General features: G+C 67.6%; 30 protein-coding genes. 9 read left to right on the forward strand and 21 right to left on the reverse strand.

Translation table 11 applies throughout. The features are described 5' to 3' along the window. Positions 1-10: 10 nt before the first annotated feature. Positions 11-2809 (reverse strand): BTAD domain-containing putative transcriptional regulator, encoded by a 2799-nt coding sequence (locus AB0B61_RS15495; protein WP_358432016.1) that lies wholly within the window; start codon positions 2807-2809, stop codon positions 11-13. A gap of 581 nt (positions 2810-3390) precedes the next feature. On the opposite strand from AB0B61_RS15495, the gene AB0B61_RS15500 reads away from it, so the two are divergent. Both AB0B61_RS15500 and AB0B61_RS15505 read left to right on the forward strand, forming a co-directional pair. Then, positions 3391-3795, forward strand: coding sequence for a Tn3 family transposase (locus tag AB0B61_RS15500; RefSeq protein ID WP_358432017.1), 405 nt, complete (start codon positions 3391-3393; stop codon positions 3793-3795). Between the two features lie 68 nt (positions 3796-3863). Beyond that, on the forward strand, positions 3864-4271 hold the full coding sequence (locus tag AB0B61_RS15505) for a hypothetical protein (protein WP_358432018.1): 408 nt from the start codon (positions 3864-3866) through the stop codon (positions 4269-4271). 277 nt (positions 4272-4548) lie between these two features. Here AB0B61_RS15505 and AB0B61_RS15510 read toward each other — a convergent pair whose 3' ends face one another. Continuing rightward, the gene (locus AB0B61_RS15510; protein WP_358334974.1) at positions 4549-4770 is read right to left on the reverse strand and encodes a hypothetical protein; all 222 of its coding nucleotides are present in this window, start codon (positions 4768-4770) and stop codon (positions 4549-4551) included. A gap of 175 nt (positions 4771-4945) precedes the next feature. On the opposite strand from AB0B61_RS15510, the gene AB0B61_RS15515 reads away from it, so the two are divergent. The 7 genes from AB0B61_RS15515 to AB0B61_RS15545 all read left to right on the forward strand — a co-directional run bounded on the left by AB0B61_RS15515 (position 4946) and on the right by AB0B61_RS15545 (position 9757). Continuing rightward, on the forward strand, positions 4946-5536 hold the full coding sequence (locus AB0B61_RS15515; RefSeq protein WP_358432019.1) for a hypothetical protein: 591 nt from the start codon (positions 4946-4948) through the stop codon (positions 5534-5536). Positions 5537-5627: 91 nt separating this feature from the next. Then, a complete protein-coding gene (locus AB0B61_RS15520; RefSeq protein ID WP_358432020.1) occupies positions 5628-5972 on the forward strand; it encodes a hypothetical protein in 345 nt (114 codons plus the stop codon). After that, the gene (locus AB0B61_RS15525) at positions 5969-6277 is read left to right on the forward strand and encodes a hypothetical protein (protein WP_358432021.1); all 309 of its coding nucleotides are present in this window, start codon (positions 5969-5971) and stop codon (positions 6275-6277) included. Before AB0B61_RS15520 ends, AB0B61_RS15525 begins: the two co-directional genes overlap by 4 nt. Before the next feature lie 213 nt (positions 6278-6490). After that, positions 6491-7180 (forward strand): DUF2637 domain-containing protein, encoded by a 690-nt coding sequence (locus AB0B61_RS15530; RefSeq protein ID WP_358432022.1) that lies wholly within the window; start codon positions 6491-6493, stop codon positions 7178-7180. After that, a complete protein-coding gene (locus AB0B61_RS15535) occupies positions 7177-7422 on the forward strand; it encodes a hypothetical protein (protein WP_358432023.1) in 246 nt (81 codons plus the stop codon). The genes AB0B61_RS15530 and AB0B61_RS15535 overlap by 4 nt, the downstream gene beginning before the upstream one ends. Continuing rightward, positions 7422-7781: a hypothetical protein gene (locus AB0B61_RS15540; protein ID WP_358432024.1), complete on the forward strand. Its 360-nt coding sequence runs from the start codon at positions 7422-7424 to the stop codon at positions 7779-7781. Before AB0B61_RS15535 ends, AB0B61_RS15540 begins: the two co-directional genes overlap by 1 nt. Then, a complete protein-coding gene (locus AB0B61_RS15545; protein WP_358432025.1) occupies positions 7781-9757 on the forward strand; it encodes a hypothetical protein in 1977 nt (658 codons plus the stop codon). Before AB0B61_RS15540 ends, AB0B61_RS15545 begins: the two co-directional genes overlap by 1 nt. Positions 9758-9932: 175 nt before the next feature. Here AB0B61_RS15545 and AB0B61_RS15550 read toward each other — a convergent pair whose 3' ends face one another. From AB0B61_RS15550 to AB0B61_RS15640, 19 genes are all read right to left on the reverse strand, one after another. Further along, the gene (locus AB0B61_RS15550) at positions 9933-10085 is read right to left on the reverse strand and encodes a hypothetical protein (protein WP_358432026.1); all 153 of its coding nucleotides are present in this window, start codon (positions 10083-10085) and stop codon (positions 9933-9935) included. A gap of 394 nt (positions 10086-10479) precedes the next feature. Then, on the reverse strand, positions 10480-11058 hold the full coding sequence (locus AB0B61_RS15555) for a hypothetical protein (protein ID WP_358432027.1): 579 nt from the start codon (positions 11056-11058) through the stop codon (positions 10480-10482). After that, positions 11055-11279, reverse strand: a complete 225-nt coding sequence (locus tag AB0B61_RS15560) for a hypothetical protein (protein ID WP_358432028.1) — start codon at positions 11277-11279, stop codon at positions 11055-11057. Before AB0B61_RS15560 ends, AB0B61_RS15555 begins: the two co-directional genes overlap by 4 nt. Positions 11280-11769: 490 nt before the next feature. Beyond that, positions 11770-12075, reverse strand: a complete 306-nt coding sequence (locus tag AB0B61_RS15565) for a hypothetical protein (RefSeq protein ID WP_358432029.1) — start codon at positions 12073-12075, stop codon at positions 11770-11772. Positions 12076-12171: 96 nt separating this feature from the next. Further along, complete coding sequence (locus tag AB0B61_RS15570) at positions 12172-13017, reverse strand: helix-turn-helix transcriptional regulator (RefSeq protein WP_358432030.1); 846 nt, start codon at positions 13015-13017, stop codon at positions 12172-12174. A 10-nt stretch (positions 13018-13027) separates the two neighbouring features. Beyond that, positions 13028-13549, reverse strand: a complete 522-nt coding sequence (locus AB0B61_RS15575; protein WP_358432031.1) for a DUF6879 family protein — start codon at positions 13547-13549, stop codon at positions 13028-13030. Continuing rightward, complete coding sequence (locus tag AB0B61_RS15580) at positions 13546-13755, reverse strand: hypothetical protein (RefSeq protein ID WP_358432032.1); 210 nt, start codon at positions 13753-13755, stop codon at positions 13546-13548. The genes AB0B61_RS15575 and AB0B61_RS15580 overlap by 4 nt, the downstream gene beginning before the upstream one ends. 139 nt (positions 13756-13894) lie before the next feature. After that, on the reverse strand, positions 13895-14269 hold the full coding sequence (locus AB0B61_RS15585; RefSeq protein ID WP_358432033.1) for a hypothetical protein: 375 nt from the start codon (positions 14267-14269) through the stop codon (positions 13895-13897). A 151-nt stretch (positions 14270-14420) separates the two neighbouring features. Next, complete coding sequence (locus tag AB0B61_RS15590) at positions 14421-14801, reverse strand: hypothetical protein (protein WP_358432034.1); 381 nt, start codon at positions 14799-14801, stop codon at positions 14421-14423. 100 nt (positions 14802-14901) lie between these two features. Then, entirely contained in the window at positions 14902-15648 is a 747-nt protein-coding gene (locus tag AB0B61_RS15595) for an N-acetylmuramoyl-L-alanine amidase (protein WP_358432035.1), read from the reverse strand. A gap of 12 nt (positions 15649-15660) precedes the next feature. Continuing rightward, on the reverse strand, positions 15661-15975 hold the full coding sequence (locus AB0B61_RS15600; RefSeq protein ID WP_358432036.1) for a hypothetical protein: 315 nt from the start codon (positions 15973-15975) through the stop codon (positions 15661-15663). Between the two features lies 1 nt (position 15976). After that, a complete protein-coding gene (locus tag AB0B61_RS15605; RefSeq protein ID WP_358432037.1) occupies positions 15977-16372 on the reverse strand; it encodes a hypothetical protein in 396 nt (131 codons plus the stop codon). A 104-nt stretch (positions 16373-16476) separates the two neighbouring features. After that, entirely contained in the window at positions 16477-16887 is a 411-nt protein-coding gene (locus AB0B61_RS15610) for a hypothetical protein (RefSeq protein ID WP_358432038.1), read from the reverse strand. Next, positions 16884-18692 carry a hypothetical protein gene (locus tag AB0B61_RS15615; protein ID WP_358432039.1) on the reverse strand — a complete coding sequence of 603 codons (1809 nt, stop codon included), beginning with the start codon at positions 18690-18692 and terminating at the stop codon, positions 16884-16886. The genes AB0B61_RS15610 and AB0B61_RS15615 overlap by 4 nt, the downstream gene beginning before the upstream one ends. Positions 18693-18717: 25 nt before the next feature. Next, a complete protein-coding gene (locus tag AB0B61_RS15620; protein ID WP_358432040.1) occupies positions 18718-19800 on the reverse strand; it encodes a hypothetical protein in 1083 nt (360 codons plus the stop codon). 15 nt (positions 19801-19815) lie between these two features. Continuing rightward, positions 19816-20505, reverse strand: coding sequence for a hypothetical protein (locus AB0B61_RS15625; RefSeq protein ID WP_358432041.1), 690 nt, complete (start codon positions 20503-20505; stop codon positions 19816-19818). Then, a complete protein-coding gene (locus AB0B61_RS15630) occupies positions 20506-21000 on the reverse strand; it encodes a hypothetical protein (protein ID WP_358432042.1) in 495 nt (164 codons plus the stop codon). Between the two features lie 58 nt (positions 21001-21058). Continuing rightward, on the reverse strand, positions 21059-21532 hold the full coding sequence (locus AB0B61_RS15635) for a hypothetical protein (RefSeq protein ID WP_358432043.1): 474 nt from the start codon (positions 21530-21532) through the stop codon (positions 21059-21061). Between the two features lie 2 nt (positions 21533-21534). Continuing rightward, positions 21535-21759 (reverse strand): hypothetical protein, encoded by a 225-nt coding sequence (locus AB0B61_RS15640; RefSeq protein WP_358432044.1) that lies wholly within the window; start codon positions 21757-21759, stop codon positions 21535-21537. Positions 21760-21768: the final 9 nt, after the last annotated feature.

Here is a 21768-nt window from a genome sequence, read left to right on the forward strand (position 1 = left end):
GCCGTCGGCGCTACCGTTCCAGTTGATCGTGGATCTTGGCGCGGATCCGGTCGGCGTCGGCGTGGCCGAGCTGCTCGAAGATCTCCAGTGCGTGCCGCCAGGCATGGCCGGTCGGCCGGTCGTGGCCGGCGGCGTGGTGGGCGTCGCCGAGGCGGACGAGGGTGGCGGCCTCGTTGTAGCGGTCGGCGACCTCACGGAACAGTTTCAGGGCCTGCTCGTAGCAGGCGGCGGCTTGGGCGTGATGGCCGAGATGCAGGTGCGCGTGTCCGAGGCTGTCCCAGGTGGTGGCCTGCCCGTGCTGATGGCCGAGCTCGAGGTGCAGGTCCAGGGCTTGCTCGCAGTGGATCAGGGCCTGGTCGTGGTGGCCCAGCAGGGTGTGATACCAGCCGATCGCGTTGAGCGCGTGCGCGAGTCCGGCCCGATGGCCGGCCTGCTGATAGAGATCGCGGGCCTGTTCTGCATGGTCGAGCGCCTCTCGATACCCGCTGTGGGTCTCCAGGAGCGAGGCGACGCCGCGGTGGGCGTTGGCCAGGCCGACCCGGTCACCGAGCACGGTGAAGAGGGCGAGCGTCTGCTCGACGTGGGCGCGGACGTCGTCATGGCGGCCCAGCCGGGTGTAGGCCCGGACGAGTCCGCTGTGGGCGTGGGCCTGGCCGAGTCGATCGCCGAGCCGCTGCGCGGCGTTCAGCGCGGTCTGCTGGGTGGCGAGAAGGTCCTGCCAATGTCCCTGGTGGTCGAAATAGGTGACCAAGGCCCAGGGCAGCTGCCAGGTGAGGCTGCCGAATCCCAGGTCGGCGGCCTGGCGCACGGCCGCGATCAGCACCGCGTGCTCGGCGGTGAACCAGGCCATCGCCTGCCGCGGGTCGGTCAGGACCGTCGGGCGCACTCCGTCCTGCGGCGCGGACAGGGTGATCGGATGGCGGTGCGGATAGAGCAGCAGCATGGCCGTGTGAGCGGTGTGCACATAGTGGTCCAGTACGCGGTGCGACGCGGCGCGCCGGGCGGCCTGCGCATCGCGCGTGCGAGCCTGCTCCGCGGCGTAGGCGCGCAGCAGATCATGGAAGGTGTAGCGTCCCGGCCGGTGCTCGATGAGCAGGTGCGCCCGCGTCAGCTCCGTCAACAACCGTCGCGCCTGAGCATGCTCCAGCCCGGCCAGGCTGGCCGCCGCCTCCTCGTCGGCGTCCGGACCAGGGTGAATGCCCAATAATCGAAACAGTCTGGCCGCCGGTGCCGACAAGGTGCGATAAGACCAGGAGAACACCGCCTTGAGGTCCGCGGCCGGCTCTCCCCCGTCCAGGGCGTCCAACCGTGCCGAGTCCCTGCCCAGATTCTCGGCCAGGGCCCACAGCGGGAAGTCCGGGCGGACCTTCGCCCGCGCCGCGATGATGCTCAGCGCGAGCGGCAGCCCCGCGCACAGCTCCAGCAGGCCGGCCACTGCCGCAGGCTCTGCCTCGGCCCGCCGGCTGCCCACATGACGGGTGAAGAGCCGGCGCGCCTCGGCCTGACCGAGAGGGGGCAACGTGATCGGACGGGCACCGTAACCGGCCATCAGGCCGGCCAGCTCCTGGCGGCTGGTCACCAGCACGAAACAGGACGGACTCCCCGGTAGCAGAGGCGCCACCTGCGCGGTGTCGCGGGCATTGTCCAGAACGATCAGCATCCGCTTGCCGGACACCAGACTGCGATACAGCGCGACCTGCGCGTCCAGCATCGGCGGAATGGTCGCCGGATCGGCGCCAAGGGCGCCCAGCAAGGTTCGCACCGCCACCGCCGCCGACATCGTCGCGTCGCAGGGGTCGAAGCCACGCAGGTTCACGTACAACTGCCCGTCGGCGAACGCGTCCGTGTTCTGGTGCGCCCAGTGCAGAGCGAGCCAGGTCTTGCCGATGCCACCGCAGCCGCCGATCGTGACGATCCGCACCGTGCCCGTCGTCAGCTGAACGGCCAGCGCCTCATCGAGCCCCGCCAGTTCGCGGTCCCGACCGACGAACAACGGCGGCGCCGCCGGCAGGGTCTGCGGCACCGGAACGACGCTGCGCGCTGCCACAGCGACGTCCACCGCCGCCGGGGCGAGCACGGGGTCGGCGGCCAGGATCTGCTGCTGGAGCCCCTGGAGAGCAGCGCCGGGATCGGTCCCCAACGCCTCGGCCAACTCGCGCCGGATCTGCGCATAGCATGCCAAGGCGTCGGCCTGGCGGCCACTGCGGTACAGCGCGATCATGAGCTGACCGGCCAGCCGCTCATCCAGCGGATGCACGGCCGCCAGCGTCGCGAGGTCGACGAGCAACGTGGCGTCTTCACCGCGCCGGAGCCGGAGGTCGTGATAGTCCAACTGCGCGGCGAACCGCTCGGCCTGCAGCGTGTGCCTCAGCGCCATCAACCAGGGTGTGTCCAAGTCGGCGAACACCTCGCCACGCCACAACGCCAGCGCCCGCTCATACAGCGCCACCGGCTCCACGCCGTCCCGGCTGCCCCGCGCCTGCGCCAGCAGCCGGCGGAACAGATGCAGATCCACGGCCGCCTCGTCGACCTCAAGCAGATAGCCGCCGGAACGACGCCGGATGCCCCACTCCTCGACCACCGGCACAGCGGCCCGTAACCGCGACAGATAACTCCGCAACGTACCCGCGGCCTGCGGCGGCCGGTCCTCACCCCAGACCCGCTCGGCAAGCTGATCCATGGACATCGGGTGATTGGCCTCCGCCAGCAGCACCGCCAGCACATAGCGCTGCCGCGCCGGGCCGACATCGACCGATCTGCCATCCACACGGGCGCACACCTCGCCCAACAGCCGGAACTCGACCCGCATCGCTCTCCCTCGGCCGGGTCGTACGATGACGGGCGCTCACTCTACAGAAGACGGTCCGGGCCGCCCCAGACTTCAACAAAGCTCGAATCGATCGCAGGCATCGGGACGAGCCGACTTCCTCATCGATGTGCTTGCCGAGGACGGACGGGACACCGCTGGCTGCCGCTACCGGCGAGCTGATGAGCGATGTGCGGCATGCCCTTCGGCGCCGTGGAGTCTCGTCAGCTCGCCCACGGGCCCACGGCCAGTCGCACAGGGCTGCACCCCGTCGGCAGGGGCCCGGCGCTACCCGGGTTGCAGGTTCGGGTTGCACTCCGAGCCGCCATGATGCGCAGGGTGCCGACGGTGAACACGTCCGCTTGAGCCGCTCCGGCGCTCTTCATCGCCGGGCGGGAATATGCACCGCCAACACGGTCACGTCGTCATCCGGTTCACGCTCTCCGAGCATGTGGGTGAGCAGATGATCGAGGAGGCGCTCGGGGTCGGCAAGAGTGCTGGCCGGTGCTTTGGCGACCGCGGCGCGGATCCTCACGTACTAGCGGCGCGCACGTCGATAGTAGGCGCCGGCCCACACGCGCATCATGATCGAACCTGGCTTCGGCATCACCCGGTTGCTGAACGTGGACCTGCTGCCGCGCATCAAGCAGATCAACCGGGTCAAGCTCCACCAGGCCGACTACGGAGATCTGGCCCGGTACGCGAACCTGGCGCCGGCGATGACCAGGCCGATCCGCTGGGACATCATCGCCAAGAACTATGACCAGGTCGTCAAGTACGCCATCGCGATCCGTACCCGCACCGCCTCCACCGAGGCCATCTTGTCGCGCTTCACCCGCACCGCCTCGCACCCGGCCTACCAGGCGATGCTGGAGATCGGCCGGGCGGCGCACACCACGTTCGTCGCCCGCTACTTACGCTCCACCCGCCTGCAACCTAGATTAACTTTACGTCTGCCCCGCTGCTCTCAGCGGGGCATTTTTTCTTGATCGGGGCTGAGGCCACCGGTTGTCCTGGCACCGTGGGTTGCGATGGCTCTCGATCAGAGAAGGACGATATGTGGCAGGTCATTCTCGGAGCATTAAGCGCGCTCGGCGGCGTCGCACTGACGCAGTTTTGGCAGGACCGCAGGGAGACCATCGCCCGCTCCTACGTGCATCGCCGAGAGGCTCATGTCCAATTCCTGAAGACTTTCAACGGGTACTGGAACGCGACGGCATTACACACGATGTACAGCGAAGGGCCGGCCCCATCCGACCTTGATCCAGATCAGTTCGAAGCCCTGTTCAATGCACTGCTGACTGTCCAGGTCTTCGCTTCAGCACAGAGCTATCGGGCGGCGGAGAAGGCCAAAGATCAACTAATGGCTTACATGAAGACAGATGGAACGGAGCATCACGATGATCTACAAGCTGCCTTCGACGACTACGTCCGTGCAGTCCGTAGGGAGCTCCGCGTGAAGTAGCGCCTTGGATCGGTGTGATGCCGTTGCTGTACAGCGCTGCTGTACAGAGATCACAAAGGCCCTCCGGGATCATCCCGAAGGGCCTTTGAACTGCAGAGCCGACGAGGGGAATCGAACCCCTGACCTTCTGTTTACAAGTTCCGGGCGAGAGGTTCACCGAGGCTCACGACGACTCCCCCCACCTGGTGTAGCACTCCAGAAAACCGCCCTACACCTCAGTGAACCGGCCCGCGTTGCTACACGCGTTGCTACATCCGGCCGGGCAGCGATTCCCCCATCACTGCTCTCTGATGCGGCCCGTCCGCTTCGCCCAGGCCAGGATCTCCTCGGCCCACCAGTAGTCGGCGCCGGCCACTTTGCCCACGGGGCCAGGGAAGGGCTCGACCTGTTTCGCGGTCGCGGCCCGCTTTCTCCATTGGTTCACGGTGTGGACGCTCACGCCGAGCAACACGGCGATGTCGCTCACGGCGACAGGGCGGGGCTCGGTGGGCTGACTCATGGGAGCAGTGTACGCAGATCATGGGCGTACAGGAAATACTGGTACCCAGAATCTATGGACACCTGTACACGATATCTGTACGGTTTCCTCATCAGCACCAAGAGCAAAAGCGGGCCCGCCCAAGTGATTCCAGCCACCAGGACGAGCCCTTGACCGGGAAGAAGGCTCCCAGCCCATGCAAGATGCTAAAGGCGGCAACGACGCCGCAGCCACCACCCCTCAGGACCGTGTCGACGCCGAGACGGCACGGCCCAGCAAGCTCAACGCCGCACAGGCTGACGGCCTGGCCTGCATCACCTGCGGACGTGACGACCAGCCGATGAAGCCGGTCGAGGTCCGCGACGGCGTCCAGGTGTTCGAGTGCAGCAGCCACGGACAGTCCACCGCCCGCGCCAGGACCGAAGCGGCGATGCGGTCCCTCAAGGACATCGTGGCCAGCGACGACTCCAGCGTCAGGCCCGAGTTCGCCGCAGCCGTCATCGCCCAAGTGAACGCGATGCACGCCGAGATGGACCACCTCCGCGCCGAACTGGCCGAGCTCGGCCCCAAGTCGAAGATCCTCGCGGACGACGCCCTGAAGGCGTTCCGCTGGGGCTGGCTGGCCGCCTGGCAGCTCGCCAGCGAGCTGGACATGAGCGCGCTGGACGTCGCCCGTACCGCCCTCGACGAGACGACCCGAGCGCCATTCACGGCGGACGAGCAGCAGCGCCTGACGGCGGTCCTGTTCGACATCGCCGACGAGCGGCAGGGCTTCAAGGCCCATTAGGGCTCCTCATAGCGAAACGGCCCTCGGCCGGTGCGTCAACACCGGCCGAGGGCCTGGACCTCAATCACCTGCTCACACAGGGAGAGATCTGATGGCGAAGATACCGCCGTCGAACAACCGGTGCACCACCTACTACTGGTGCTCCGCCACCCACGTCCAGCCGGACAGCCCCCACCACACGAACCTGGACCTGGTCGAGCACCTCGACCACTCCCACTGCCTCGTCGAACTCGACGTGCGCATCCACGGCCAGGACAAGGCCGTCGTCGTGAAGCTCACCGACCTCGACCGGCAGGACACCACCATCACCCTGTCGGCCGAGCAGGCGGGCGTGATCGGCTACATCATCCGCACCTTCGACCGGCGCGGCATCCGCGAGATCGGCGAACTGCTCGACGAGGGCTCGGTGCTGTTGAACGAGGAGCCGACCCAATGAGATGCCGCCACCGGTGGTGTCAGGTCGCCCACAAGGACCCGTTCGACGCCAACCACAAGGGCGTTATCGCCGAGTTCGCCGGACTGAAGGTCGGCCTGTCGCTGTCCGAGAGGCCGGGCGACATGCTCGACGAGTCGTGGGTGCAGCTCGACTACAACGCGAACGGCCACCGCCACCACCACGACGTCACCCCGCAGGCCGCCGCCGACTGGGCCGAGATCCTCGCCGCCGTCGACGTCCGCGAACTGGCCGCCATCGCTCAGGCCCTCTACCAGGCGGGCGTGACGCTGGGGGCGAGCACGTGACGCACCGCAAGTCCTGACACGCCGGTCCCCGGCCAGGCGACCCTACCGCCGGCCGGGGACCTCAACCCAACCCCTGCAAGCACAGGAGAAGGATCTGATGACCAACCCTACGGATGCGATGCCGGAAACGGCAGAGCGCCTCGCCAGCCCGCCCGGCTTGCACGAGTTCGGCTATCTGCTGACCGACGCCGCCACGATCGCGAGGGGGCACGCATGATGATCCGCCGGTCAACCACAATCGTTGTGCTGCTGCTCGCCGCAGTCGCCGCGATCGTCAGCTACAGGCACGCCTACGAGGTCATCACGGTCTACGGCGAGTCGGGTTGGGTGGCCTACTTGGTGCCGCTCACGATCGACGGTCTGATCTTCGCCTCCTCGATGGTGCTGCTCGACGCAGCCCGCCGCGGGCTCAAGGCGCCGAAGCTGGCGTACTTCACGCTCGGGCTCGGCATCCTGGCCACCCTCGCGGCGAACGTCATGCACGGCTGGGCGCATGGTGTAGGCGGGTCGATCGTCGCCGCGTGGCCGGCCGTCGCCCTGGTGCTCTCCTACGAGCTGCTGATGGGCCTGATTCGGAGATCGGCCAACCTCGTGGTGAATCACCACGAGGTACACGAGCCTGTTGTACCTGTGCAGGTCGTCCAGGTTCCCGATGCCGGGAACCTGGACGTTGACGCCCTCGACGGGCCGCCCGTGGTCGAGGTCGAGGTACAGCCCGATCTTGTACCTGAGCCGGACGTCGACGCGCCTTACCGGCCCGTGGCCGTGGCTCACTTCCTCGCCGAGGTGGCGCAGGGCGAGCCCCCGACCGTGCGCGCGATCAAGGACCGGATGAACGTCGGCACCGACCGGGCACGCCGCCTTCAGGCGTACCTGGGGCAGCTTGTGGAGGTGGCGCGATGACCGCCCGCCGGATCCGCAAGAAGCGCCGCAGGGCGAGTAGGCGCGAGTGGATAGCGTTCGTCGCCCTCCTGTTCGTCGTCGGGGCGGGTATGCAGGTGGTGGCCCGTCTGGAAGTCAATCCGATGTGGCTGCTGCTGGCCGCCGCGTTCACGGCCGGCGTGCTGGTGACCGTCTGCTGGCAGCGATGGGTGGCCCGCACCGCTTACCGGTTCGGCTACGTCAAGGTCCGGGGGCGGTGGTAATGGCTGACCACCGGAAGACCCCGGCCGGGCTCGACGTGATCGAGTTCGACGGCAGCGAGAGCGTGGCGAAGTACGCCACGGCTTCCCGCGACCACAACCGGGCGCTGTCGCAGGAGTACGAGGCCGCGGCCGAAGACCTGTACGGCATCCTCAAAGAGCTCGGCAGCGGTGACTGGTACAAGTTCGGGTTCGACGTGAAGCGCCGCGCGGGGAAGGTCGCCGCCAGGCTGGAACGCATGTCGGAAATGGCCGGCTGGGTGGCCACCGAATCGGTGCTGCTCAATCTGGAGTATCGGCGGCAGTTCTCCGAACTGATCAGCCCGGAGCCGGACGAGCCCAAGCGCGCCTGGGATTGGTGATGGCGCGACGCACCTCCACCGCCAGCACGGTGGACGTCACCGAGGTACACGACACCTCATGGGATCGGCTGTGGGCGCGCGAAACGTCCAAGATCCTCGTCTATGTGCCGCCGTGGCTGGGGCTCGCCCTGGTCTTCGGGCTCGGGTCGGCCTTCCACTGGATCCTCGCCTCCGACGACCCTCTCGTCATCGCGTGGACGATGTTCCTGCTTGCGGTCTGCACATTGGCGTTGGCCAGCGGCACCTGGTGGTGGTCACACGCCCGCTCCACCGGCGGCAGACTCTTCTCTACTCTCACCACCGGCGCAGCCGGGCTGTGGGTGTGCGCGGCCACGATCAACGGCCCTGCCACGGTCATCACCGGCCGGGCCGTGCTGGTCGGCGGAGTGGCCTTAGCTCTCGCCTGGAACATTCGCAGCACGCTCAGACGCCAGGGCGTCGACACTGCGGCCGCCCTGGCTGACCCGCTCGCGGTGCTGTTCGGCCGCGGCGCCGAGAAAGCCGGCATCGACGCCCAGGCGTCCACCACCAAGGCGGGCGAGCACAAGGTCGAGGGCGACGTGCAGCTCGACGAAGGCCGCGCCGTCGTCGAGGACCTGCAGAAGAAGGCCACCTACGTCGAGTCCGGGATGCGGCTGCCGCCTGGGTCTATCACCGTGTCGATCGACCCGGACGACGCATCGAAGGCGAAGGTCACCATCTCGGATCCGCGCGTCTTGAAGAATCGGATCCCGTGGCCGGGACCCTCGCGCCCCGGCAAGAGCATCGCAGAGCCTCTACGGCTCGGGCTGTGGCAGGACCTCGACCTGGTGGAGCTGGTCCTCTTCGGCTTCCATCTGATGATCATGGGCATGTCCGGCAGCGGCAAGAGCATCGGCGCCTGCTGGAACATCCTCGCCGAGCTGATGACTCGCTTCGATGTGGCCATCTTCGCGGCCGACATCACCAAGGCCGACCAGACGCTCGGGCCTCTCGCGAACGGCCTGCACCGCGTGGAGTACACCGCCGCGGGTGCGCGCGCGATGCTCCGAGAGATCCAGGCGCAGCTGGCCGAGCGCACCGCCTGGCTCTCGGCTCGGGGCTATCAGAAGTGGAAGGCGGGCTGTGGCCTCACGTACTGGATCATCTGGCTGGAAGAGTTCCCCGACATCTACAACGCGCTGCCGGAGAAGGAACAGGAAGCATTCCTGTCCATGCTGAAGGCCATCCGCAGCGCGGGCGGCACGGTGGTCATGTCGCTGCAGCGCAGCGACTTTACGCAGATGCCGACGCTCGCGCGCGGCCAGCTCGCGAAGATGTGCCTCGGGGTGGAGTCCCCGGGCGACGCCAAGTTCGGGCTCTCGGCCGAGCAGCGGGAGCGTGGCGCGAAACCGGAGCGGTGGGCGCAAAAGCAACCCGGCATGGCCTACCTGGACGCGCCCGGCATCCCCGACGAGCGGATCGCGATGGCGCTGCGCACCTGGGACTGGGGCGAGGACGACCAGGAGGCCAACAAGCGGATGCGGGCGCACGCGGCTGATTGGCCGGCCAGCGCGAAGGAGGCCGACGAGTTCACGCGGATCGTGGCCGCCAATTTCGGCGCAGAGGCGGCGGCCGGGCTCGAAGAGGAGCCGCCCGTGGGCAACCTGGTAAAGACTGAGAACCCGAGCCCCGACTTGTCGGCCGGGATGGACGACCCAATCGAGCCGGCCGACGACCGCAAATTCCCAACCATGAGCGGTCCGAAGATGGAGGCCGTGCAGGCTCGCGGCGTGCTGCTCGACCAGTTGCGTGCGTGGGCACGCGAGGGCCGCCCGGAGTTCGCCGTCAAGGACCTCAAGGAGGTGAAAGCCAGGACCGGCTACAGCTCGCGCGGCTGGCTCAACGACCAGCTGGCCCTGCTCGTCGACGACGGTGTGATCGAACGCGACGACGAGAGGCGGTGTTACCGGATCATCCGCGCGGACGTGCTGCTGGGTGAGCCTGCCGGGGTGTGAGGTGTCGCGACAGGGGCCGGGGTGTCGGGCGGGGAGAGTTACAGGTCGAGGCCTCGCGACAGGTGTCGCGACGGTCCGCGACAGCCAGTCCGACACCCCCGGCGACAGTCCGCGACACCCACAACCAAGATCGAAAAGTGAAATCGCGCGCATCCCACGCGCAGCCGCGTGATCGCTACTGGGAGTCCGTCGTCCGGCGGGTGATACGCCGCCACAGCCAGCGCACCCCATCGGGGATGTACTCGGCGCACATGACGACCGCAGCGATCACCATCACCACCAGGCCGTTCGCCGCGAGGACGACGGGCAACAGCGGGGCATTCAACATCGAAACTCCTCGGGGGGAAGAGGGGGTCTCCGCCACCGTCCCTCCAGATCCGGACGGAGACCCCGTAACCCCGGTTCGGCCGCCGCTTTGACGTGCGGCGGGCTCGCCGGGGAGCTTGAGCCCGGCCGCCATGGAGGTTCGGCATGGCGGCCGGGTTGTCTATGGATGGTGCTTCTGTGTCCCGGTGAGATGGGCAGCCACCAGTTCACGGAACACGTCTTGGGCGAGGCTGGCTGGCCCTCTGGCCGTCTCCTCCAGAGAGAGCGAGTACGGCCTACGGCCGTACGCCACGACGACGTATGCGCCGCCCTCCTGGAGCAGCTGGTACAGGCTGCAGCACGACGCCTCGACCACCCGACTGCGGTTCCCAGATGGGATGTAGCGCGTCCATTCGCTAGACATGCTCGAGCCCCCACGTATGAACGATCAGGGCTCGGGCAAGCGTGAGCTCCAGCGTGGGGAGGTCGGTCAGTGGGATGTCCTGGAAGGCCGGCCTACCGGAGGTGGAGAAGACGACTCCCTTCACGCCCCACGGCTCGTAGTCGGGCGAAGTGTAGACGTGGGCGTCGAGCTGGAGATGCGGGCACGCGGCCAGCGCCTCCGGGATGCACCGCAGGCACGTCGGAGGCTTGCTGAGGCGGCCGGACGTGGCCGGTAGCTCCTCGTGGAACACCCAGGACAGGCGCCCGGTACTGGGGTCCAGCGCGGGACCCTCGCACACCTGGCAGAGCCGGTGCAGCATGCAGGTCCGCTGCCGGAGCGTGTGCATCTCCTTGTAGTTGACCTTCCCGCGCCGATCGCACTTCTGCCGGGCCCACAGCACGCCCATACTCCAGTCACTCGCCACGGGGTCGATGTAGGACAGCCGACGCCCGTTCAGCGCCCACACGTCGTGGATGACGGCCAGGTCGAGCGCGACGGTCTCGACCTCGTAGGCGACGACGTAGGGCGCCCGGACGGTGGTGGTGGTCATGCCACATCGCCGCCGTCCGCGTACGCCATGGCGAGATTCACCAGCCCGGCATTCTGGTCTGCGAGCGGCTCCGGCGGCCAGTGGCCGCGTCGAGCCCGCCAGATCCGGTCCTCACTGCGCCAAACCGTCCAGCCGGGGCGGGCGCTCATCAGCAAGCCGCACACCCACTGGGCGCGAGCCGGGTCATCGTCGTAGTAGGCGACCGTCTCCTCGGGATTCACATTGACTCCCCGGTCCGGAAGGGCAGCTCTCGCGGGGACGTGATCCACGGCAGGGGCAGCGGCTTCGGTCTGGTGCTGCGCCGCTCATCCTTGCCCGCCCTTACCAGCCGTGCATGGTCAGCCCGCACTTGTCGCATGTCGAGATGGTGACGCCGTCGACGAACTTTTGGCTGAACGGGCCGCACGGCGGACAGCCGGATTCCTGCGGCTCTTCTGGCACGGTTCTCCTTATGGTCGAGGGCCGGGGCCGCGGCGGGGTCTGGGCGTGGGCCCCGGCCAGTCCCTGCCGGTCCGGAACGGGCAGGGACGTATCCGGCAACGAGCCACGGGGACCAAGCGGTGTGCCGGAAGTCTTGATGGTGACCCCGCGCCGTCCCTCCGGCCGCCGCCATCTGGGCTGCGGGCCAATGAGTCGCGGGGCCACCCACCCGGCGCACCGTGACAGGGGCGACGCGGCAGGCCGGGGAGTTCTTAAGCTCGATCGCCATCATCAGAGCGCCGCCCCAGACGTGTGCAACGAGTGAAGGATGCGCACCTTCAGGGCCTCGATGTATTGCAGGCGCCTGAGACTCGGGGCAGTGATCACCCGGCCGCTGTCGTGGACGGCGATCCAGATCCCGTCATCGCGCTGGCGGATGTCGTGGAACTCGGCGATCTCGATAGGTCCCGAGCTCGCGGGGCTGGCGTCGACGCGTCGGGGACGCGGGGCCAGGTGGTCGGTCTGCCGACGCCGCGTCACGTCGCCGCCGGCAGACCTGCTCGTGGCGTCAACGCCTGCGGTGGAAGGCGTTCGCATGGGGGATACGGACCCGTGACTGTCCATGTCCAGGACGGTAAAGACGACCGATCTACATGGGAAGCAAATTGCTCAATATTTCTTCAAGATCGATCTCTAATTCAAGGTTGCGGCTAGGTCGCTCAGAGCCTTTGTGATGATCTGCCTCGCGTCGCTGCCGTAGTGAGCCACTCCCGAGACGGCATCGAAAACGCGCCGATAATGCTCGATCTCGTCCGGCTGGGTGAGATGCAACTCGGCGGTCACCGTCTCCGCCGTGGCGAGCCGGTCATCGTAGATCCAGAAACCATGCTTCGGGCTGATCGGCAGGACCGTGCTAAAGGGGATGATCCCCACCTTCAGCGTCTGCGACAGCGACAAGGCGATCAACCGTTCGAGCTGTCCAGCCATCACCTGCGGAGGGCACAGCAGCGTCCGTAGCGCTGCCTCAGACAGGACGAAATAGAACCGGCGACTGGAGTCGTAGAGGATCTCCTGTCGGCGCATCCGCTGCCGTACGCCCTCATCCAGGTCGTTAACACCTCCCCATAGCTCGATGTTCTCGGCCAGCCGGACCCGTGCATAATCCGGCGTCTGCAGCAGGCCGGGAATCAGCAACGACTCGAAGACCCGCAGCGTGCGGGTACTCGCTTCGATCTCCTGGTAGGTCTGCTGCCGCTTGCCGGTGCCGGCGCGCAGGATCCGTTGCCATTCGGCGTAGAGCGTCTCCAGGTTGCCGAGCAGGCTCAGCAGTTCACTCGCGCTGGCCTCGGCGCCGCAGGTTCGCGCCCAGGCAGTGATGTCCTCAGCGGTCGGGGTCTGCTTGCCGTGCTCGATCTTAGAAATCTTCGACGATGGCCAGCCCAGCGACTCCGCGAGACTCTTTCCAGACAGACTGGCGCTGGTACGGAGTCCGCGGAGTCGGCGGCCTAGGGCGGTGCGTACTTGGTGGACGTCGGACACGTGCTGCTTTCTATCGGATGTAGTCGTCGTACTGTGTGGCGTGCTGCCACGCCGTCGCCTGCCACTGCAGGTGTTGCTTTACGACGTCAGGATCTTCCACCAGGTCGGCGCCCAGCAAGGCATCGTTGTCGTCGAAGTGCATCCAGGCGACGGTCTTCTCGTCGAACAGCCAGAAGTCATGCTCGGGCAGGTCGAGCGATATGGCCTTGTCGCGTGCCATGTAGCGGATGTCTTCTCCGCCGTCGATGTTGATGCGGGCTCCAGCGAGCGCGTATCGGCTGTAGTCGCCGAGCGGTTCCGTCACCACACGTACCCGTTGAACGCGTTTGCCGCCTGCGGTGGCGTCGCGGATCATCTGCCACCACGGGGCGGCCAGCCGCGATGAGACGTCGTAGCCCTCCCCTGCGAGGAACTTCCGGATCCGCTCACGCTCATCAGGGGCGTAATACCTGTCCCGGCCCTCCAGCCGGAACGCTGAACGCTTGAACTCGGCGAACAGGGCATTGAAGTCGGATCCTGTGATGAGGGTCATGCTCCGCTCTCGTCAGGCCTCGCGAAGCGGAGGAGCTCTTTCGGGATCTCCACGAAGCTTTCGCCGGGGAGCACGTTACGCAGCTCAGCCAGCGCCTCAGGGTCGGTGACCTCATCCCCCTGGACGACGAACGTGTCGCGATCGGTTTCGTACAGCGTCGGGCAGGCGCCGCCGTCGGAGGTACTGCCGAGGAAACGTAGCTTCATTTGCTTGATCCCTTCGGATTCTTTCTATGATTTCTCGATGGTCTGCTGCGAAGAGGGCTTGGTCAAGGGCGAACGCAGAAAGGCCCCCGTCACCTCCCCAAGCGGGGAAGTGACGGGGGCTTCGGCCAGTCGGTACCGGTCAGAACCTGGGCGTCGAATGCACGCCCGGCGGATACTCCGACGTCGCCGAAGACGGTGACACGTTCATGCGCAGTACCAGGGCGAGCACGATGTTGAGCGCGGTTACGGTCGCGCCGATCTGCTCCTGCGACAGGTCGAGCCCGAACCCTGCGATCGCGGTCAGTACGGTGCCGACCGCTCCCGTCAGCGCGCTGACCACGAAAGGCCGGGTCAGGATCGCCACCACGGCGGCCAGGACTGCGGTGGCCACGGTCGAGATGGTCGCCACCTGCACCTGTGTGAGGGACAGGCCGTAGGCGACCAGGACGGCCACCAGGCTGTTGATGGCGTAGACCCAGACGGCCGGTTCGCGGCCGAAGATACGTACCTGCATGGCCCCTCCAATGAGGTCGGAAAACTATAAGACCAGCGGTGTTTGCACTGGTCAGAGGAAGCGGTATGCGAGCCGGTATATTTTCGGGGCGTTCGTCAGCTCCAGCTGTTGCAAAGCCGCCGATAAAATCAGCGGCTTCCCAACACCTTGATCACGACGTCGGAGTGGGCGACGGACTCGGCGTCGGCTTCACGCACGCGTACGCTGGCACGCCCGACGCGGCGTCGCTGCCGCGCGTGCAGACCGCGGTGACGCCCTCGAATGTGAACTGCATCTTGGCCGGCAGCTTGAACGGGGTGGGGACGCCGTCGACGCCGGGCAGCAGCACCCGCCGCTCACCCGCCCGGCACTTGCCGTAGCGGGATTTGGCCAGGTTCTTGGCCTCCAGCACCCGGACCGCGCCGGTCTTCTTGTTGACGCACACGCCGTAGCTCTTGGCCGGCTCCTTCGCCGCCGTGGCGGCTGCGGCCAGGCCGGTGCCGCCGAGGACGACGAGGCCGACGGCGGCGATGGATGCGATCTTCTTGAACATCGGAGATGGGCTCCTTGCTCGGGGACATGAATGCTCGGGACATGAAAAAGCCCAGGCACCGAGGGCCTGGGACGACTTTGAGAGCCCTTTAGGACAGGTCCTACTGCCAGGCGGCGGCCCACGTGAGCGGGCCGACGACGCCGTCATCGTCGAGGTCCTCGCGGCGCTGCAGCTTGCGCGTGGCCGTACGGGTCTTCTCGCCGAAAGCGCCGTCCACCGTCGTCTTGAAGCCGTTCGTGGTGAGGGCGGCCTGCCAGGTGCGGACGTCCTGGCCCATCATCAGCGGCTCGCCAGACACGTACTTCAGGAGGCGGCCCGGCCACGGGGACGGCCCGTCGTGGTCGGCGAGCAGCAGTTGGGCGACGTCGCGGCGGAAATCGTCCATGTCGACGTGGTGAGGGTCGGGCTTGCCCGGCTGCACCTCTTTGTGGCCCTTGACCCTGCTCGCAGCCACGCCGAACGCCCTGCACAGCTCGGCGCACAGCCGTTTATAGGCGTCGAGCTGGATGGTGGGCCACGCCTCGCGGCCGTCGTTTTCGGCCTCGATACCGATCGCATGGCTGTTGTCGTGGTTCGGCGACGTGGACGGGTAGTTGTGCCAGCACTTCCCGGCCGCCACCACGTAGATGGTGCCGTCATGGCGTAGCCAGAACTGGCTGAGCGGCCCATCCAGGCCCGGCCTGCCGTCACGGACTACGTGCATGTCGGCGCGGCCCGCGGTGTGGTGGGCGACGATGCCGCGCACGGCGGGCTGCGGGCCGTGGCCGCGCGTCCGCCACCCGGAGACTTCGACGACCGGGAAGCCCGTGCGTCTGGCCACGGTGGCGAGCTGCGTCAGGTACGGCATGATCACTCTTCCTTACGTGTCGTCTTCATTGCTGGTCACCGGCACCAGGCCGACATCCCGCACCTGCCGGGACAGCCGCGTGACCTGACCTTCCAAAATGTTGATCCGCTTGGCCTGCCGATCGATCTCGCCCTGCATCCTCGTCAGCGCGTCCACGTAGAACTCCTTGGCCCGCGCGAACGCGCCGGCTTCGATCTGGCGCAGCGCGACCCGCTCGTCCGCTTCCGTTTTCGCCGCTGACGTCCGGGAGGCTGACCTGGCGGTGTAGACGGCCGAGGCGAGCCCGACGATTCCGGAGATGACCGCGACGATGACTCCCGCGTCCACGTCACCGCCCCTGGCGTGCGGGTTCCGGCCATCCGGCGATGACGTGGACGAAAGCGGCCAGGGCGAGCCAGATGACGGCGCTGACGTAGCCGCGGTCCAGGCCCGCGATGAGCCAGCCGAAAAATTGCACCAGCCCCCAGACCACCTTGATAAGCATCGCTGCGGCGAACGCGGCACGGTCGGTGCGCATGAACGCCTGCGCGAGACACAGCAGCCCTACGGCGGCCCACAGGCCAGCCCATGCGGCGAGCGGCAGGATGTCGGCGAGGAACCGGTAGGAGCCGCTCGTGGGGGCGCTCAGCAGCGACGCGGCGTAGATCAAGTCCAGCAGCGCGAAGAAGAGCAAGGCGCAGCCGCGCCGGCCGACGCGATGTCGGAGCTCTTCGAGATATGGCACGGCTCGCCTCCCCTGCTCGACGGTTGGGGGTGGCCGCCCGCGCTCCCTTGTCGGGGCGCGCACCCAAAGCCCCTACACGGGCGGCCACGATCAGGGGGCGGGGGTCAGACGAGGATCCCCGCGGCTCGCAGGTTGACGATCAGCGCGACCAGCGAGTTGTAGGTGGTGGCGAGCCCGTCGCTGATGGCCTGAGCCTGCGACTGGCTGTAGGTTCCGGGGGCGTTCGGCGCCGAGATGCCGGGCACGATCACGTTGTCGGCCGGGGTGAACTCGGAGATCTCCTTGATGGTGCCGTCGGACTGGATGACCCGGAAGGTGCCGCCCACGGCGTAGATCCGGATGCCGCCCGACGGGGTGGCCGGCGTGGAAGCATTCGGCACGAACAGAGGTCCGGACGCCTTGGTGACCGGCGCCCCGGTGACGGTCCGCACCAGAGTCTCGAGCGCGGCGATGCGCGTCTCCAGGTCCTTGACGATGCGTACGTCGGTCGAGCCGACCGGGTCGTAGATGCTCATTCCTCGACCCCTGTCTCCGTGATCAGCCGTAGCTTGTCTTTGCCGCCCGCGCTCCGGTCGGCGGGGGTGAGCTCCCACCCGATCAGCCGCTGACCCTTGTCGAACGAAGCGGAGCCGTCCGCCTTGATCGGGTAGCGAGGGTTGTCGAGCACGGCCCGCACCTGGTCGCCGATCGAGTTGGGGCCGAGCGTCGACTCTGAGCCGATCGTCACCTCGAAGGAGAAGACCGGCGGGGCGCCAGCCGCGCGGTTCGCCCAGTACTGGACGAACGCGTCGACCACCCCCTGATCCGTCGACGCGCCGGGATGGGTGGGGCGTTTGTCGATGATCGGATAACCGGCGGCGACGTGCGGCGTGGTGACGAGCGCGCCCTTCACCGGAGCGGCGCTCGCGGTGGCGTCCTCCTGCTGCGGCGTGCCACCGTACGCTCCCCAGCGGGTGCCGCCCGCCAGTGCAGACCGAGTGATGCGCCAGCCGGTGATGGTGCCGCCGTCGTCGCCCTGAAAGAAGGTGTGCACCCCGGAGCCGGTCAACTTGGGGGAGCCGAATTCGAGGCTGCGGATGATAGCGCCGTCGACGATCCGCGGGTTCACCACGAACTCGAAGCCGTCGACCAGCTTGGCGTAGTCGGCCAGGATGTTGCCGTAGCAGACGTTCGGACCGGGCACGGCTTCCAACAGCCGGATCACGCCAGAGTCGCCTGTCTGGAGGCCGAGCCCGATATTCGAGGCGGCAGTCGCCTGCATGTGAGAGATCAGGTCGCGGGCGTTCTGCAACTGGTCGCCGCCGAAACCGATCTCCTCCTCGATGGCGACATACAGCGGATATGCGTCGAGCGTGGATCCGGACACGTCAAGGTAGGGATTGCCTCTCGCGTCCTGGCCCTCGTCGGTGGTGTGCAGCCAGTGGATGCCCCACAGGACGCCGGACCGGTAGGTGTGCACCACCAGCCGCCCGGGGCCGGCCGTCATGTCGCCATAGTCAGCAGGGAACATCTCGGCGATCTTCCGTGCCTCGACACGGGAAGCCAGGTCGAGCCGGCCACGCCACGCGCCCGGCTGGCTGTTCAACCTCGACAAGCTCAGCCCGGACGGGAAGATGTCGTCGTAGTAGTCGCCGGTCAACAGGTCATGCACGCTGCATCGGATATGCCCTTCGCCGCGGCCCGGCGTGCTGACCGGGAACGTGGGCGGGGTCGGGGTGGTTCCGCCGCCGGACGACTTCACGATGATGGTGAAGGCGTGCTTGTCGACTATGGGCGGGTCGGGGTTGAGGTCGCGCGCGGGCAGCTGCGTCGTGGACAGGTACGGCTTGACGGCGATCGTGGCCGAGGTGAGCCGGCTCGGGGTCTGGATGTCGAGCCCGGAGTATCCGGCCAGCTGCTGCCAGGTGACGGCCACGTTCGTGAGGCCCGCACCGTAGCGGATCTCCAGCCCGGACGCTGTCGAGGGTGTGGCCGCTGGCGCGACCTGCCCGGCCGCCTTGGTTACGATGATGTCGGCCGGGTCGGCGCCCTTCAATGCCAGGATGATGACCGTACCGGTGGTGAACTCGTCGGCCTGCGTCACCCGGTACGTGGCTGGCTCGGAGGCGGTGCCGGTTTTCCGCCAGATGCGGGTCGCCCACTCGTCCTCAGTCTTCTGGTCCAGCGGCGTCCATGTGCCGCCGCCCGAGATGCCCATGTCGGACGGTCCACCGAAGTCGGCGGTGTGGAAGGCGAGGACGACGTCGCCGGCCTGGATGGCGCCGTGCTCGACGTCGGCGACGCCATGGAAGTCGATCGGCGTGGCGGCGACGCTTCTCACCGAGGCGACCACGCGCCCACCCCCTTCACAGCCAGGCGTGCCGCCACAGCACGACCACGTCCGGGGCGGTGCCGTCCGCCGTCTCATACGAGATGTCGGAGACGCCGCGGCCGAGGACCCATGAGGGGAGGGCGACGCTGCCGGTCAGGTAGCGGGTGAGGCTGGTGCCGTTGGAGAGTTCGGCGGTGCCGCGCGCGATGTCGACGGTCAGCGTGTCGCCGCCGGCCACGGTGGTGTTGAACTGGATGACGCGCAGGTCTTCGGACCCGTCGGCGAGCGTCCGGAACACCTGTAGGCGCGGGGTGTTGGCCGGGCCCGGGATGCGTATCAGCGGCCGCGTTTTCCGGTTCCCGAGGTTGGTTACTTCGGCGGATCCGCCGTCGACGATTTGCGCGCTGACCAGGTCCTGCGAGTACAGGCGAGGGTCAGAGCATTCGATCTGCAGGACAGCTTTGGCGATCCCGAGCTGCACGTACTGCTGGTTGATGGGTGCGGAGCGGCGGGTGACGGCGCCCCGGGTGACATAGATCGTGTCCAGCACCTGGATGGCCAGGTCCAGCTCCTCATCCGAGTCGGCGAGGGGAGTGTTGTCGCGGAAAGCTTCCATCGCCTCACGGATCGAGGCGGCAGGGGCGTCAACGATGAACGAGGCGGTGATGATGCGTGGCTGAGCGAGTTTCCGGCCCGACTGGGCGCCATCGCTCGATGGGTTGTTGACGTTGCCGTTGTCGACGCCGGGCATGTCGATGTCGGCGCCGATCAGCTCGACAATCCCGTAGACGGTGCCGGAGCCCATCTTGAACCCGTTGAGGCTGATCTGGCCTGGGCCGGTCAGGTCGTCGCCGGGGGCGACCGGGATGGTGACCGTGATCGCCGGGAATTCCCAGCCCAGCGCGAAGGTGGGCAGGCCGACTGGCAGCGAAAGGGAGGGGAACTCCCAGCCCAACGCGAACGTGCGCAGCGGGATGGACACTGACGGTGAGGTCACCGTGATGGTCGGGAATTCCCAGCCGAGTGCGAACGTGGGCAGGTTGGCGTTGGCCTGCCAGTAGGTGCGCCTGCCGCGGATGATGACGGGGACTGGCTGGGAACGTCCAAGACGAGCCACGCAGCGCCCTCCCTGCTAGTAGAAGGCGGCGCGCTGGACGGCAGGCTGAACGATGAGGATCGGCCGTGGCGGCACGAACGACACCCCTGCGACGGCGACGGTGAAGCCTAGGTTGCGCGACTTCGATGCCGACAGGGTGAAGTTCTGCGTCCCCGTAGCCGACCCGGACGACAGCGCCTTGGTCGCCAGCACGCCGGTGGTGAACGTCGTGGACTGGACCTGCGTCTGCTGCGTGTAGGTGGCCGGGGACGTCCAGGTGACCGCGCCGCCCGACCCCGCCGCTGTGGCGAACCGCAGCTCCAGGTCGTCGGCCCCGGTCGGTGTGACGGACGGGGTGGCGACCGTGGCGGATGCCACGTCGCTGCCGGTGTCGGCGAACACCGGCAGCGACGTGGACGTGTCAGAGATGCTCGCGATGATCGTCACGCCGTCGGCGCCGGACCCCTGGGCGAACCCGTACGTGGACGGCTCCGCGCTGTCGGCGAACTTCCACCACACCTTGCCGCCCGCGCCAGACCCCCACGTGCGCGAGGTGAGCAACGACCAGGTCGCCCCGCCCGTCGGGGTGGTCATGTTGGCGAGCGTCCCGGTGTCAGCGCTCTGGAAGGCCAGCATCAGGTCGCCTGCCACGACAGTCGGCCGGTTGCAGGTGTAGGAGGTGGTAGCGGAGGAAGCGGAGGTGAAGGCGCGTAGTGTCGCCGTCACCTACTCCTCCCACACCACGAAGCAGGTGGCGTTGACCGCGGCCGCCGCCGTCACCCGCACCCGCAGGAACCGCGAGATGGCGACCTTGAACTCGCGGCCGAGCGGCCACAGGTAGTCGTACTGGGTGGTGGGCGAAACCTGCTTCAAATCGGCGTGCCTGGTCGCGGTGATGGTGCCTTCGGCGGTGGAGGTGTAGCCGGTCGCGCTGGTGCCGAGCGTCACCACCGAGGCGGGCGCGCCCGGGTCGTCGTACGGCTGCACCCCGGACGCGATGTGCGCGGTCACCGTGGCGGCGACATCCGTCTGGACGAGTTCGCACACGATCGGCGCGGCGGCCGCGAAGCCGCTAAAGCTGATGCCCCACCACACGGGTTTGATCATTTTGGTGGAGGGGGTGGCGATCTGCAGCATGGTTTTCACCGCCGTGCCGGTGGTGACCGGGGCAGGCGCGGCCGTGGTCGCCATCGGCCCGTTGAAGGCGATGTACAAGGTCATGGAAACGCTCTCCAGACATGCGAAAGCCCCGCACACAGGCGGGGCGAAGATCAGGGGGTTAGAGGAGCGGGCCGACCACGTTCAGCTTGCACGCGCCGTCACTGTGGACGTTCACGCTGAAGGTCCCGTCCTGGGAGCTGTACGTCTGGACGAACGACCTGAACAGGACCGCGCGGTTGGACAGGCCGGTCGCGTAGAACAGGGCGCCTTTCGCGTCCGTGATGGTGCTGGCCGCCCAGGAGGGGTTGGCGAAGTCCCACCGCATCCAACCCGGCGACCCGGGCAGCTCCTCGAACACCACCGACGTGAGGGCCAGGCCGCCGGCGGTGTATCCGGCGCCGCTGACCTCGCCAGAGGCGAACGGCGACGACCCGTAGGCGGGGTTGGTCTGACTGGCGTCCGGGGTAATGCTGTCCTGGAAGAGGGCGATCTTGAACGCGCCTGCGGTGGCGTCGCCCAGGTTGAGAGCGATCGCGTTCGTCAGGCCCTTGATCTGGGTGTCGACGAACATCAGGTCGCGAGTGATGGCCACCGCTAGCTCCTCAAATTGATCGTGACGTCACGGTGGTAACCGCCGTGCTCGTCGGTCCGCTCCGTCACGTCGTTCCCGGCCTGATCCCGCACCGTCCGGCTCGTCGACGAGTCCGCGAGCACTTGGTCGCGGGTCCGCCACGACCAGCCGCCGGTGCGGACTTGCAGGTTTTTGCGCCTCAGCTTCTCGCCGTACGAGATGTCCTCAGGCGGGTCATCTGCGGGCATCGGGTCTCC

The organism is Nonomuraea sp. NPDC049158 (genome assembly GCF_040648335.1).
Taxonomy (GTDB): domain Bacteria; phylum Actinomycetota; class Actinomycetes; order Streptosporangiales; family Streptosporangiaceae; genus Nonomuraea.

Coding starts and splice junctions, on each gene's coding strand:
- AB0B61_RS15495 (WP_358432016.1), bottom strand. CDS start 2,809: ATGCGGGTCGAGTTCCGGCTGTTGGGCGAGGTGTGCGCCCGTGTGGAT.
- AB0B61_RS15500 (WP_358432017.1), top strand. CDS start 3,391: ATGATCGAACCTGGCTTCGGCATCACCCGGTTGCTGAACGTGGACCTG.
- AB0B61_RS15505 (WP_358432018.1), top strand. CDS start 3,864: ATGTGGCAGGTCATTCTCGGAGCATTAAGCGCGCTCGGCGGCGTCGCA.
- AB0B61_RS15510 (WP_358334974.1), bottom strand. CDS start 4,770: ATGAGTCAGCCCACCGAGCCCCGCCCTGTCGCCGTGAGCGACATCGCC.
- AB0B61_RS15515 (WP_358432019.1), top strand. CDS start 4,946: ATGCAAGATGCTAAAGGCGGCAACGACGCCGCAGCCACCACCCCTCAG.
- AB0B61_RS15520 (WP_358432020.1), top strand. CDS start 5,628: ATGGCGAAGATACCGCCGTCGAACAACCGGTGCACCACCTACTACTGG.
- AB0B61_RS15525 (WP_358432021.1), top strand. CDS start 5,969: ATGAGATGCCGCCACCGGTGGTGTCAGGTCGCCCACAAGGACCCGTTC.
- AB0B61_RS15530 (WP_358432022.1), top strand. CDS start 6,491: ATGATGATCCGCCGGTCAACCACAATCGTTGTGCTGCTGCTCGCCGCA.
- AB0B61_RS15535 (WP_358432023.1), top strand. CDS start 7,177: ATGACCGCCCGCCGGATCCGCAAGAAGCGCCGCAGGGCGAGTAGGCGC.
- AB0B61_RS15540 (WP_358432024.1), top strand. CDS start 7,422: ATGGCTGACCACCGGAAGACCCCGGCCGGGCTCGACGTGATCGAGTTC.
- AB0B61_RS15545 (WP_358432025.1), top strand. CDS start 7,781: ATGGCGCGACGCACCTCCACCGCCAGCACGGTGGACGTCACCGAGGTA.
- AB0B61_RS15550 (WP_358432026.1), bottom strand. CDS start 10,085: ATGTTGAATGCCCCGCTGTTGCCCGTCGTCCTCGCGGCGAACGGCCTG.
- AB0B61_RS15555 (WP_358432027.1), bottom strand. CDS start 11,058: ATGACCACCACCACCGTCCGGGCGCCCTACGTCGTCGCCTACGAGGTC.
- AB0B61_RS15565 (WP_358432029.1), bottom strand. CDS start 12,075: ATGCGAACGCCTTCCACCGCAGGCGTTGACGCCACGAGCAGGTCTGCC.
- AB0B61_RS15575 (WP_358432031.1), bottom strand. CDS start 13,549: ATGACCCTCATCACAGGATCCGACTTCAATGCCCTGTTCGCCGAGTTC.
- AB0B61_RS15580 (WP_358432032.1), bottom strand. CDS start 13,755: ATGAAGCTACGTTTCCTCGGCAGTACCTCCGACGGCGGCGCCTGCCCG.
- AB0B61_RS15585 (WP_358432033.1), bottom strand. CDS start 14,269: ATGCAGGTACGTATCTTCGGCCGCGAACCGGCCGTCTGGGTCTACGCC.
- AB0B61_RS15590 (WP_358432034.1), bottom strand. CDS start 14,801: ATGTTCAAGAAGATCGCATCCATCGCCGCCGTCGGCCTCGTCGTCCTC.
- AB0B61_RS15595 (WP_358432035.1), bottom strand. CDS start 15,648: ATGCCGTACCTGACGCAGCTCGCCACCGTGGCCAGACGCACGGGCTTC.
- AB0B61_RS15610 (WP_358432038.1), bottom strand. CDS start 16,887: ATGAGCATCTACGACCCGGTCGGCTCGACCGACGTACGCATCGTCAAG.
- AB0B61_RS15630 (WP_358432042.1), bottom strand. CDS start 21,000: ATGACCTTGTACATCGCCTTCAACGGGCCGATGGCGACCACGGCCGCG.
- AB0B61_RS15640 (WP_358432044.1), bottom strand. CDS start 21,759: ATGCCCGCAGATGACCCGCCTGAGGACATCTCGTACGGCGAGAAGCTG.